The sequence below is a fragment of the Nocardia vaccinii NBRC 15922 genome, from assembly GCF_001613305.1.
GTDB classification, from domain to species: Bacteria; Actinomycetota; Actinomycetes; order Mycobacteriales; family Mycobacteriaceae; genus Nocardia; species Nocardia vaccinii.
The window spans coordinates 1-12663 of record NZ_BDCC01000004.1; the positions used below are offsets into that span (position 1 = coordinate 1).

Consider the following 12663-nt stretch of genomic DNA (forward strand, 5'->3'; position numbering starts at 1 on the left):
CCAGCGCCCAACTCGCCACCCAAGTTCGCCCCCAGATTCCCAGCCGACTCCAGACCAGTACCCAACTCGCCACCCAGATTCGCCGCCGACCCCAGGCCAGCGCCCAGCTCAGCACCCAGATTCTCGGCCGAGTTCACACCAGCGCCCAACTCAGCACCCAGGTTCGCGGCGGTTTCGAGGCCGGTATCAATGGCTGAGTTCAGGGTTCCGGTGGGGGCCAGGGTTGCGGCGAGGTCGGTCGCTGCGGTCAGGTCGGCTGCTGCTTGCGTGCCGAGCCCGGCTGCGGTTCCGAGGGCGGTGTCGGCGCCGAGATGTAGCGCGGTGGCGGACTGTGCGGCGGTGTTCGCGGCGGCTGTGGCACCCAGGCCGAGGTCGGCAGCCACTGCGGTCAGAGCTGCGCCCGCGGCTTCGCCCAGCCCTGCGGCGGCACCGGCCCCGAGACCGGCACCAGCGCCGAGTCCAGCGGCGAGATCGGTAGCCAGGCCCGCCGCGGCACCGAGTCCGGCCGCGGCACCGGCTCCGAGTGCCGCGCCGACACCCGCACCAAGGCCCCCCGCGACGTCGGCACCGAGTCCGGCGCCGGCACCGGCACCAAGCCCGGCGCCGGCACCGAGTCCCGCACCGATGTCAGCACCGGTGCCGATAGCGCCACCCAATCCAGCGCCGGCCCCAATCCCAGCACCTGCACCGGCACCAGCACCGGCACCGGCACCGGCACCGAGGCTCCCGCCGGCCTGCGCTCCGGAACCCGCCGCGACGATCGCCGCGAGCTGATCACCGCCGGAGACCAGGGCCGATTCCGCGACCATGGGCGCGACGGCGGCGATGTCCTCGGGGGTGACCGCACCGAGACCGGCATTGCTGAGGGCCTCGGTGGGGTTGATGCAGTAGCCCGTCGCGGCCTCGTGGTCGCGGAGCAGGGCGAGGATGAATTCGAGAATGGCGTTGGGGGTCATCGCGCCTCCTGGATCGGCGGACCCTGGCGATCCGCGGTAGTCGAATTGCCTTCGACGCTAGAAACCCCCACGACAACGCGAAACGGGGTGAAACCCCCTCCTGTCGAGACCGGTCGCGTTGGGGGTTTGTCAAGGATTAGGGGAATTTCCCCGCAATTGCCCGGACACCGGTAACGGGGGCTCCCCAGCAACCGACAGGCTCGTTAGTCGGCAGACCGCCGAACTCGCCGATTCACCGCACCGCGTGTCCAGAACGACAGGGGCTCCCGCATGACTCAGGACCTGACGCTCGGCATCACCGCCGGGTCGTCACAGACGGTCGCCGTGACCACGGCGGATTCCGGCCGGACGAACGGACTCGCCGTCCGCACCCGGCCGACCGCACCCGGTTTGGCGCCGGATCTGGCCCGGACCCTGCCCGCGCGGGTCGGGGATCCGGTGGACATCCGCACCGACGACGGCCGGGCACTGGCTGCCGCCGATCTGCTTGCCGAGGCCATCGCCGCGGCGGTGCGCGATATCGAGCCCGCGAACACGGTGGCGGCATTTCCGGCGTGGTGGTCCCCGCACGCGGTGCGGACCCAGCGAGACGCACTCGATCGCGCGGGGCTCGGCGATGTCGTCCTGGTCCCGGAGCCGGCGGCGGCCATGCGCTGGCTCGAGACCACGCACGAGATCGTCGATGGCACGACCGTGGTGGTGTACGACCTGGGCGCGACCGGCCTGACCGTCTCGGTGGCCGGGACCGGCCCCGGCGGCGGCCCGCGCGGAGAATCGCTGCGCTCCACCGCGGTCGCCGGTGACGAATTCGATCTGCTGATCATGCGCTACGTGCTGGCAAATGCTGTGGGCGATAGCGATTTCGACCCGTTCGATCCGGCCGCCGAGCAGGAATTGGCCATTGTCCGGCAGCGCAGTACAAACGCCAAAGAAGTACTGTCCGGAAATACCGCCACATCGATCCCGGTCCGGTTGCCGGGTATCGAGCGCGACGTCCGAGTGGTCCGCGACGAACTGGAGGATCTGTTCCGCGACCCCCTGCTGAGTTCGCTCGAGCTGATCCACGAGGCGATGCGGCGGGCCGGAGTTTCTCGCGACTCGGTCGGCCGCATCCTGCTGACCGGCGGCGGCGCATCGATTCCCTTGGTCACCGAGCTGATCTCGACCGAATTCGGCATTCCGGTCGTCGCCGCCGACGATCCGGCGCACACCAGTGCGTCGGGCGCGGCGCTGCTGGCGGCCGAACTGCTCGCCGAGTCGGCGGCCCCGCACGCCGTCTCGCTCGCCGCGCGCGATGCGGCCGCGCACCGCGCACCGGAGGTATCGGTGCTGTCCGCATCGGGGGGATCGCTCGCCTCCGATGCCGTCCCGGATCTCCCGCCGGTAACGAAAGTCCCTGTCCTACCGGCACTTCCAAAGGACACCACCTCCGACCGGTCCAGCTCGCGGCGGCGAGTGATCCTGATCGCCGCCGCGGCGATCGCGGCCGCAGCGCTGGCCACCGGGACGCTGGCCCTGGGCACCACCACCCCGACCACGAGTTCCCCCGCGGCCGTGAGCAGTACGAGCAGCAACACCTCTTCGGGCAGCCCGGCGCCCAGCGCGGCATCGGGCAGGGCCGTCGCGTCCGCAGCGCCGGCGGCGAATTCGAGCACGACGCGACACGGGGTAGTGCCCACCGCCGCGAGCGGCGCACCCGCGGCAGGTGCGGTCGCATCCCAGGCGCAAGCGCCGGCGGCCCAGGCCCATTCGTCCCAGTCGCCGAGTACCGCCGCGCAGCAACCGGTCACGGTGATCACCGTCCCGGCGGTTCAGCCGCCCGCCGCACCGGCAATCCCCGCCGCACCCACCGTGCCCAGTGCGCCACTGGGTAATTCCGGCACCAGCCCGCTGAACCAGGCGGGCAGCACCCTGGGCACCGTATTGCAGGCGCCGGGCCGGATACTCCCGCAGACGGGCAAGTGAGGTGACGCCGGTGGCCGGAAATTCTCCCATCGCTGTCGAATCGCTGCCCGGAACCCGAGATATCCTGCGCGAACTGGAATCCGACAGCGACGACTCGTTCGTGCACCTGATCCGGGGACGCGCGGCGACGGGCAAATCCACCCTGCTCGGCGCCATTCGGGCGCGACTGCGCGCCCGCGGCATTCCCACCTGCGACACCGTCGCCGAGGCACTGGCGCCCGGCTCCCGGCCCGCGCTGATCCTCGACGACGCACACACCCTCGATCCGATCCAGTTGGAAAAGCTCAGTGCCGCAATCAGTTCCGACTGCGGCACGATCATCGTCGCGACCCGGCCGCGCCCGCACGACAGCGCCCTGCGCGCACTCACCGACGCGGTGTCCCGCCGCGGCCGGGTGACCGATCTGCGCCCGCTGGGCGTGAGCGATATTCCCCCCTTCGCCCGCGAACTGGGCATGATGGCCCCGCGTGTGATCGTCGAACACGTCCACCGCCGGACGGGCGGAATCCACGGCGGCGTGGTCGCCACGCTGTCCGCTGCCAGCGCCACCCGGCTCGACGCCGGAATCGCCGCGGTCGACCGGTCCGCAACCACCTGGGCTCGCTCGATGCTCGAGGACGCCGATCCGGATCTGCTGGACGTCTTCGTCGTCGCCACCAGCGGTACCGGCCTGGACCCCGACGAACTCACCGAGATCCTGGGCACGAACTATTCCGCCGCAAGGGATCTCATCGATCGGGCCCGCGCGACGGCCCTGGTGACCGACGCCGACCTGCTGCTGGCCGCGGCGGAGGCCCCGCTGCGCACCCTGGTCGGCGACCGCCGCTTCCTGGCCGTGCAGCGACGACTGCTGCACGCCCGCCTGGACGCCGGACTGCTGCGCGATCACACCGCCCTGCTGCTCGCCGAATCCGGCGTACACGACAGCCGCCTCATCGAATTCCTCTGCACCGCCGCGGAAAAGGCGGGCAACGAGGCGGTCCGCTATTACGCCGCGGCCGAACACAGCGGCGCGGACCGGCGATCCATCGCGATCCGCTGGGCCGAGGCCGCCGCCCGCACCGGCGACGGTGACACCGCACTGCGCCTGGTCGAGCCGGTCCTCGGCGATCCGGCCGCAGCGAGCCCGGATCTGGCTGCAGCCGTGCGGATCTGCGCCGGAGTGTGGACCCGGCGCGGGCTCGCCGCACGCGCCGCGCGGCTGTACACCTGGCTCGGACCGGACCGGGTCGGCGTCGACTGGGCACTCGGCGCGAGCGTGCTGTACCTGTCCGGCCACCCTGAATCCGCCGCCGCACTCTCGGCCTCGGCGGACCTGTGGCCGCCGACCGAGGCCACTGCCCGCTCCGGCTTGATCGCCGACGCCCTGTCCCGCACGGTCGGCGAATCTGGCCGCGCCGCAGCGGTTTCCGCCGCATCGGCACTGATCCAGGCCGCCCGCGCCGATAACGCCTCCCCCGAGACCGGCCGCTTCGTCCCCTACCCCGCGACCTCCATCGCGACCCTGCTGTGCCTGAGTATGGGTGAACCGAATCGGGCAGCGGACGCGCTGCGGAACAGTTCCACCCAGACGCTGCCCGGTGATACCACTCGATACCCGGTGCTGGCGGCCTGGACCGCGATGCTCGGCGGCGATGAACACACCGCCGCGACGCTCGTCGCCGATCTGGACCTCGCCGCACTGCCCCCGCGTGAGCGCCTACTCGCACACGGCGTCCGGGTCGGGCTGGCCCGCCGCGGCGGCGACCACACCGCACTCGCTCTCGCCTGGCAGGCCGCCCACCCCCTGTTCGACGACGTCGGCGCGGATCTGCTGGCGCTGTTGCCGATCGGCGAACTCTGGCTGGCCGGTATCCGGCTGAACGACGAGGGCCGGATCGCCGCTCTGGTCGAGGCGGCCCGGGAGTTGTTGTGCCGCTTGAATAATCCGCCCGCGTGGGCGAATGCGTTCCACTGGTACGCGATTCAGGCGGCGATTGCCCGGAGCTGTCCCGACGAGTTGCTGCCGCCGGCCCATCAGCTCAAGGCCGCCGCCGAGACCGGCGACCCGCACGCCGCGGTCCTGGCCGACGCGGGCCGCACCTGGATCCTGGTGCTGCGCGGCGAGGTCGACCGCGACCGGGTCACCGCAGCGGTGCGCAGACTCGCCGAGATCGGATTGAGCTGGGATGCCGCCCGGCTGGCCAGCGAGGCGGCGCTGGCGGGCGAGGATCCGGCGGATTCGACCGCGCTGCTGAAACTGGCCCGCACCATCCGAGCCGACGCCCGGCCGCCGCAACGCCCCGCCGACCCGGCCGTCCCGGCGCAGCCCGAACGCCCCGAACCCACCCCCGCTCCGGGCTCGGTGCTGAGCGACCGGGAACGCGAGGTCGCCGAGCTGGTCCTGCTCGGGATGACCTACCGGGAGATCGGCGCTCGACTGTACATCTCGGCGAAGACGGTGGAGCATCATGTCGCGCGCATCCGGCGTCGGATCGGAGCCGGATCGCGTTCGGAGCTATTGTCGATGCTTCGCGCCATGGGGCACGGTTCGCTGCTCGTGTAGGCGGTGCGAACACGTACCCGATGGACCGGAGCGAGGTAACCAGGATGGCCACAGGGGTGGGCCTGCGAATCGCCGACGACGAATGCCTGGCGGCGATCGTCACCGGCGGAGGCGGCGAACCCGGAGAAGAGTCGTCCGAGCCGTATTTCGTCGTGCGCGAAGCGATTCTGCACATGTCCGACGACGGCGATACCGCACTGGGCGGGGATCCCCCGGCCGGATCGTCGCATTCCATCACCGGATTCACCGCGGCCGTCGGTGACCCCGCGGGTATCAGCGTCGACGAGGGCGAGGCCTATCGGGGCGAGGACCTGATGGCCACGGCCGTCTTCTGCCTGATCGATCTGGCCGCCGAACATCTGAGCGGTCCCGCCGAGTTCTATGCCGTTCATCCCGCGGACTGGCCCGCCGCGCAGGTCCTGGCATTGCGCGATGCCCTGGACTATCTGGGGCTGCGGTCGGTGGTACTGATCAGCGAGGCCATTCTGCCCGGCGCGGAGACGGGCCGGGAGATCGCCGCCGCGGCCGCGCAGGGCGCGCTGGCCGCGGTGCTGTCCACACCGGCGGGCACCACTCCGCCGGATCCCAGTCACGCGGAGAACCCGCTCGAGGCCACCGACGTACTGCCCGCGATCCGCACCCCCGAACCGGTGGCGCAGGCATATTCCGCGGCCATCCCGATCAACCGGCCGAGCGCCGCCGAACCGCAGCCGTCGCCCGCGCCCGCCGCTGAGCCGACCGCGACCAAGCTGGCTCCGGCCGTCGTCGCGGCCCCCGCCTCCAGCGCCCGGCGCACCCCGCTGCTGATCGCGGCGGCCGCGGCGATCGGCCTGCTGCTCGGCGGCATCGCGGTGGCGTTGCTGCTGGGCGGCGGCGACGCCACACCCGCGCCGTCGGAGCACGACGCGCGTTCCGACCTCCCCGCGACGAGCCGACCGACCACGACACCGCGGCCGGTCATCACCACGCGCGCCCCGATCACGGTCGCCCCGCGCACCCCGGTCCGGCGCACCGTGGTCCCGCCGCCGGCCACCACGCCGCCGCCCGCGACGACCCCGCCCGGATCCGCTCCGTCCACCGCCATCACCACCGAGCCGAGCGTCACCAGCGATCCGGACAACCCCTGGGGCACCGCACCGAGCCAATCGCCGTACTTTCCATATACTTTCGATCCCTACCCGACCTTCCCGATGCCGCCGACCTACGGTTTCCCCTCCGCGAACATTCCCTGATCGGTTCGTAGCGAACTTCACGCGTTTGTGCCTTAAAGTGATGCGCTGACCGTAGTGATCCGGCGCCGGCCGGGCGGTGCGGTCGACTGCAGAGCGAGGGTCGTTGTCGCGCAACGAAACACGGCACTCGGATCTACCGGCACAATCGGGTGCCCTACGAAGGGACTTCATGCGCAAGTTGACGGGCCGTCGCGCAACGGTCAAAGCTTCCACCGTCGCAATCGCCTCGACCCTGCTCCTGAGTCCCCTGCTCGGTACCGCACCCGCCAGCGCCGCGCCCGCTCCGACGGCAGCGCAGCTGAAGGCCGATCAGTTACCGCCCTCGCTGGTACAGGCCATCGCACGCGATCTGAAGATGACGCCGGCGCAGTATCTCGAGCGTGCCGCAAAGGCTCAGCAGCTGCGCGACTTCGCCCGCGAGTTCCGGTCCGCGCATCCGGAGCAGTTCGCCGGGGCCTGGATGACGCGCGACGGCAAACCGACCATGGCCGTCACCTCGCTCGAGGCGGCCAAGACCGCGTCCTCGGCCGGATATCAGACCCGGCTGGCGCCGATCTCGGCGGACAAACTGGAGGGCTCGCTCGACCAGCTCACCCAGTGGATCAACACCCTGCCTCGTCAGGTCTCCTCGGCGATCAACTCGGTGGCGATCGACTTCCTGAACAGTCAGCTGGTGCTCACCGTCGCCAACACACCGGCCGGACATCTGCTGAACCTGCCGACGCTGATCGCCAACGTGAAGGTGATCCTGTCCCCCGACAACGGCGGCCCGGTCGATCATCACCCGATGGGCGGGGACACCTACATCAGCGCGCCCACCTCGCTGAACGACTCCGCACTCAAGACCGTGGATGTGTGCTCGTTCGGCTTCAACAGCGTCGACTCGCACGGCACCGCGCTGAACATCAGTGCGGGGCACTGTGATCCGAATCTGGGCAAGGGCAATCAGCAGGCCGGGGTGTGGGTGCCCGATCCGCGCAACCTCAAATCGAGCCCGCAGGCGGGTTCGTTCGTGAACGCCCAGTTGGGCGGCGCCGGCGGCCTGGACTACTCGGTGATCAAGCTGACCGATCGCGCGGTGCGGGCCGGAATGGACAAGCCCTCGGTGCGCGGCGCGAACGGCACCACTCTGACCCTCACCGGCACCGCCGAGCCGGTGACCGGCGCACCGGTGTGCAAGTCCGGTCAATCCTCGACGTTCACCTGCGGTTTCGTCGTCGCGGACCGGGTGGAGACGCAGTTGTACACGGCGGAGGGCGAATCCAAGACCGTGCGCGGTTTCGCCAGTTCGGCGTGCACCCTGGGCGGGGACAGCGGCGGCGCGATCGTGACCGGAACGCTCGCCCTCGGCATCACCAGCGGTTCGAACGCGGCCGACGCCCCGGACTGCAAGGAGGCCAATATCGACCTCGCGCAGTACGGCGGCACGGCTTCGCTGGGCATCCCGATCCGGTCGATCCTCGCCGATATCGACGCCAAGTCCGGCGGCGGCCTCGGTTCGGGGATCTCGGTCCGAGTACGCCCGAATGCCGGATGAGTGTGGATTGTCCGTGAATTCTTTCCGAACGATGTGGGCGCGCGCCCTCGCGTGTCCGCTTACCCGACGTGATAAGTAGGCATCAGAGTGCGAAACCCATATAGTCGGCACATGCTCCTGCCACGCCACCTGCCCTCGCGCGCTGCCCGACGCGGCTCGCGCAACCGTTTCCGCAACGCAGCGGTCGCCGCCTCGGCGGCGATGTTGGTCCTGGGCCCGCTAGCGGCGACGGCGTCTGCGGATCCGGCCAAGGCTCCCACGCCGAACCTGCCGGTCGATCTGGCCACCGCGGTGCAGCGGGATCTGAAGATTTCGCCGCAGGAGTACCTGCGCCGGGCCGATCTGGCTCAGCATGTGAGCGCCTTCGCCACCACCGCGGAGCGGCAGTACCCGCAGACGTTCGCCGGGGCATGGCTGAGCGACGCCGGTAAGGCCGTGATCGCGCTGGCTCCCGGCGCCGGTCACGACGATGCGAGCAAGGCCGCCACCCAGGCCGGATACCAGGTCAAGCAGGTCGCCAAGACCGAGACCGCGCTGCGCAGCGAGAAGAACGCCTTCCAGCAGTGGCTGTCCGGACAGCCGAAGTCGGTGTCGGAGAAGGTGCGCGGCGCGGTGATCGACACCGTGAACAACGCGCTCGCGGTCCGCGTCGACAAGGCCGGACTGCCGATGCCCGGATTCATCGACCCGGCGCGGGTGATCGTGATGGCCGCCGCGCCGACCGGCCCGCAGCAGTCCGATATCGCCAAGGCTTCGGCCGTCGCGGGGCAGATGCGCAACACCCAGGTCGCCGCCGGTGACGCGTACGCCTCGGTCGCGGGCAAGATGCAGCTGATCTGCTCCTCGGGTTTCAACGGCACCGACAGCCGCGGCAACGTGGTCAACATCACCGCCGGCCACTGCGACCCGAACATCCCCGCCGCCGGTACCGCGAATGCCCCGGGCATGTTCGAGGTAGCGCCGGGTGAGCACCTGGGCGCACAGCTGGGCACCTTCCAGAAGTCGGTGCTCGGCGCACAGGACTACTCGATCGTCACGATCAACAGCGCGGCGCGAAACCGTTTCAGCAACAACCTGGTTCGTGTTCCGGGGCAGGCGCCGCTGGCCATCACCGGCGTGGCGGATCCGGTCGTCGGCGCACCGGTCTGCAAGTCGGGTTCGCGCACCGGTTTCAGCTGTGGCGTGGTGAACGCGGTCGACCAGGAGGTCCAGGTCGGCGATCACAACCTGGAGCATTCGTTCTCGGCGAACATCTGCGCGCTGCCCGGTGACTCCGGCGGTCCGCTGGTCTCCGGCACGAAGGCGCTGGGCGTGTCCAGCGCGTCGTCGGTGGCCGACTACCCGATCTGCGATATCCCCAACCTGATCGGCGCCCTCACCGGCAACGCTCCTCAGCTGTTCGCTCAGCCCCTCAACGCGGTCCTGTCCGCCAACCCGGGCCTGCGCGTACGCACCAACTGATCGCACCGCCGGAAGGGCCGACACGTTGCGCTGTCGGCCCTTTCGCACGCTGTGGCCGCCGATGGCGCCGATTGGCAGTCCAACGGCGGTGCCGAGTGGTTACCTCGCGGGAGTGCATCCGGCATCCTGAAGGTAGGCGTCCGCCAACCCCAGCAAATGCCCACACCCGGACGGAAGTACGGAGTCACCGGAGCACCGGGTTACCCGAGTGCCGCCCGCCGTGAGAATGGCCGACTCCGAGGCCGGGGCCCGCCCCGGGCCTGGACCGACCGGTGCGCCGGGAGCGAAGCGGGGGAGCGGAGGGAAGGCAGGACCAGGGTTGACAGGGCCCCGGCCCGCCGGAGCGAAGCGGAGCAGAAACAGTGTGTCTGGTTTTGACGGGGTGGCGAGCGCACCCGGAGTATCGGCTGATCGTGGCGGCCAACCGGGACGAGTTCTATACCCGGCCCACGGAATCCATGCGGTGGTGGCCCGAGGTGGCGGGGTTGCTGGCGGGGCGGGATCTGGGTGCGCCGGGGCCGGTTCCGGGGACGTGGCTGGGGCTGATGAGCGGGACGCACAGGTTCGCGGCGGTGACGAATGTGCGCGGGCCGGGTGAGGATCGCGTCGATGTGCGTTCGCGCGGTGCGCTGCTGATGGATTTCCTGCGCGGCGACGCCTCCCCGAAGAAGTTCCTCACCGCGATCGCGGCGGCTCCGGACGACTACAACGGGTACAACCAGATCGCCTCGGATCTGCAAACACTGTGGTGGCACAGCAATCGCAGCGCGCACACCCCGCTGGAACTACCGCCCGGCCTGCACGGACTGTCCAACGGCGCGCTGCTGGGTTCGGCGGAAACCGTGCGCGACAACCCGATTCGCACCGATACCGGCGCACCGGCCTGGCCGAAGGTGCGTGCGGGGCTGCGCGGGCTCGGCGCGGTCATCGAACGCGATCCGAGCGATGTGGACGGCTATCTCGCCGTCCTCGCCGACCGCACCATCGCACCTGACGATGAATTACCTTCCACCGGACTGACTCTCGAACGCGAGCGTACGGTATCGGCACGCTTCATCCCCAGCAATGATCACGGAACCCGCTGCAGCACAGTGCTCCTGGTTCGCGAGGACGGCGAATTCACGATCACCGAGCGATCTTTCACCACACTCGGGCGCGATCTGGGTGTGGCCCGCTTCAGCGGCCGCGTCGAACTACCGGACTGAGCCGGAAACGCTCACCGCGTGCCCGGATTCGCCCATTGGGTAGTGCCGTCCCTGGCGTTCAACGTGTTCTGCAGTTCGATGGCCGACTGATTCAACGCCGGACCGCCCGCCAGGATCGTGCCCAGCACACCGCCGCCGATTCCGCCCAGGATCAGCCCCGGAATGCAGACGATCCAGAACGTCAGCACGCAGCCGACCAGACCGCCGATCACCGCGCCGATCAGACCGCCGACCGCGAAGGCCAGCCCGGCCTTGGTCGCGACATCGTTGAAGGCGCGCTGATTCTCGACCGCCGAGGCGACGGGCTGGGCGCGCAGCGGCTTCCCGTCGACCGTCGCGCCGATCAGCCGGGGGGCGATCGGTTTGCTCAGATCCACACCGGCGGGGCGGACCGGGGTCAGATCCAGTTCGCGACCGTCCGCGCGCAGCACCGGGGTGACCGGTATCCGTACCCCGGATACGCGGAAGTCCAGCGGCAGTTCCAGGGCGACGGCCCCGGCCGAATCCTTGACGTTCACGACCCGCCGGATCTGCCCGGGTGTCGCACCGGGCTTGTCGACCAGCTGGAACGTCCCGTTCTTCAGCTTGGTGACGACCGTCTTGCCGACCTTCGCGGCCGAATACTCGATCTGCGGCCGGGCGGGTGCGGGATCGGCGTGCGCGGTACCCAGCGCCACGGTCATCGAGCCGATGACCACGGCCGCCGCCGCAGCGCTTCTGCGGAACGTCATTCGGTATTCCAATCCTCATCAGTTTCGGCCGTGATCTTAGCCGAACGGCCCACATCGGGCCGGGCTTCGCACCAGGTCTCGACCCCGAACCACACCGGCCCGCCCTCCGAACGGAGAGCGGGCCGGTGCGAGGAAGGGGCGGTCAGTGGTGCGACACGGCCTGCTTCCACTTGGTGGTGTAGGGCTTGGCCTGCATCGTGTTGACCAGCTCCATACCCGCCGCGACCAGGGTCGGGCCACCGAAGGCGATGGTGCCGATGATGCCACCGAGGGTCGCGCCGATCGGAATACCGGCGATGCAGCCGACACCGAACAGCGGCAGGCCGAGGATGCAGCCGACGACCGCGCCGATGGCCAGGCCGACGAAGCTGCCGATACCTGTCGCGAGGCCGAACTTCGTCGCGAAATCACTCATCGCGGCGTTGTCCTCCTCCGGCGAGGCGATCGGCGTCGCGACAACGGTCTGCTTGGTGATTTCCGCTCCGGTGGGCTTCTGCGGGGTCAGCTGCAGCACCTTGCCGTTGTCTTTCACGACCGGCACAACGGGAATCTGCTTGCCGGAGATCCGGTAATCCACCGGCATTTCCATGGCGATTTTCCCGGCCTTGTCTTTCACATTGATAATTTGTTGCGGCTTGGCCTGCGGGGTGGCGCCGGGTTTCTGGACCACTTGGAACGTTCCCCCCTGCAAAGTGGCCACGACCGCCTTGTCGACCAGCTTGACCGAGTAGTCGATCACGTCCTTGGCCGGCTTCGGGGCGGGAGCGGCGTGCGCGGTACCGAGAGTAGCGGTCATCGCACCGATGACCAGTGCGGCACTCGCGGTAGCGGTGCGGAACTTCATTCGGTTTTCCAATCATCATCAGGTACTGCCGTGCACCTTCTCTCCGCGAGAGCTCGCGCATCCCTAGTGTCGCTGCCACATCGGCACAGCCGATGGGCGCGGCCTACAGGAACCCTCCCCGAGCAGAGCGAAGATTTACACGACAAGCAGGACGCGCTGAGCCTAATCGAACGACCCCCCGGAAGCG

At 69.8% G+C, this 12663-nt stretch carries 9 protein-coding genes; 6 read left to right on the plus strand and 3 right to left on the minus strand.

Annotation, left to right across the window (positions count from 1 at the left end):
* On the minus strand, positions 1–956 hold a 956-nt coding region (locus NV1_RS00635; protein ID WP_218026895.1), incomplete at its 3' end, for an IniB N-terminal domain-containing protein.
* Positions 957–1226: 270 nt separating this feature from the next.
* Between NV1_RS00635 and NV1_RS00640 the strand changes: the two genes are divergently transcribed.
* The 6 genes from NV1_RS00640 to NV1_RS00665 all read left to right on the plus strand — a co-directional run bounded on the left by NV1_RS00640 (position 1227) and on the right by NV1_RS00665 (position 10901).
* The gene (locus NV1_RS00640) at positions 1227–2921 is read left to right on the plus strand and encodes an Hsp70 family protein (RefSeq protein ID WP_067884380.1); all 1695 of its coding nucleotides are present in this window, start codon (positions 1227–1229) and stop codon (positions 2919–2921) included.
* A 10-nt stretch (positions 2922–2931) separates the two neighbouring features.
* The gene (locus NV1_RS00645; protein ID WP_067884499.1) at positions 2932–5466 is read left to right on the plus strand and encodes a LuxR C-terminal-related transcriptional regulator; all 2535 of its coding nucleotides are present in this window, start codon (positions 2932–2934) and stop codon (positions 5464–5466) included.
* A gap of 44 nt (positions 5467–5510) precedes the next feature.
* Positions 5511–6698 (plus strand): hypothetical protein, encoded by a 1188-nt coding sequence (locus NV1_RS00650; RefSeq protein ID WP_157116359.1) that lies wholly within the window; start codon positions 5511–5513, stop codon positions 6696–6698.
* A gap of 169 nt (positions 6699–6867) precedes the next feature.
* Positions 6868–8235: a S1 family peptidase gene (locus NV1_RS00655; protein WP_067884386.1), complete on the plus strand. Its 1368-nt coding sequence runs from the start codon at positions 6868–6870 to the stop codon at positions 8233–8235.
* 111 nt (positions 8236–8346) lie between these two features.
* Positions 8347–9696: a S1 family peptidase gene (locus NV1_RS00660; RefSeq protein WP_067884389.1), complete on the plus strand. Its 1350-nt coding sequence runs from the start codon at positions 8347–8349 to the stop codon at positions 9694–9696.
* A 362-nt stretch (positions 9697–10058) separates the two neighbouring features.
* Positions 10059–10901 (plus strand): NRDE family protein, encoded by an 843-nt coding sequence (locus NV1_RS00665; RefSeq protein ID WP_067884392.1) that lies wholly within the window; start codon positions 10059–10061, stop codon positions 10899–10901.
* Between the two features lie 11 nt (positions 10902–10912).
* Here the strand turns inward: NV1_RS00665 and NV1_RS00670 are convergent, their stop codons facing one another.
* Together NV1_RS00670 and NV1_RS00675 are read right to left on the minus strand one after the other, a co-directional pair.
* On the minus strand, positions 10913–11632 hold the full coding sequence (locus tag NV1_RS00670) for a DUF8020 domain-containing protein (RefSeq protein WP_067884395.1): 720 nt from the start codon (positions 11630–11632) through the stop codon (positions 10913–10915).
* Between the two features lie 142 nt (positions 11633–11774).
* Entirely contained in the window at positions 11775–12371 is a 597-nt protein-coding gene (locus tag NV1_RS00675) for a DUF8020 domain-containing protein (protein WP_245713494.1), read from the minus strand.
* Positions 12372–12663 lie beyond the last annotated feature (292 nt).

Bases quoted from the DNA above. Each gene is read 5' to 3' on its own strand.
- NV1_RS00655 (WP_067884386.1), top strand. From the start codon at position 6,868: ATGCGCAAGTTGACGGGCCGTCGCGCAACGGTCAAAGCTTCCACCGTC.
- NV1_RS00650 (WP_157116359.1), top strand. From the start codon at position 5,511: ATGGCCACAGGGGTGGGCCTGCGAATCGCCGACGACGAATGCCTGGCG.
- NV1_RS00660 (WP_067884389.1), top strand. From the start codon at position 8,347: ATGCTCCTGCCACGCCACCTGCCCTCGCGCGCTGCCCGACGCGGCTCG.
- NV1_RS00640 (WP_067884380.1), top strand. From the start codon at position 1,227: ATGACTCAGGACCTGACGCTCGGCATCACCGCCGGGTCGTCACAGACG.
- NV1_RS00670 (WP_067884395.1), bottom strand. From the start codon at position 11,632: ATGACGTTCCGCAGAAGCGCTGCGGCGGCGGCCGTGGTCATCGGCTCG.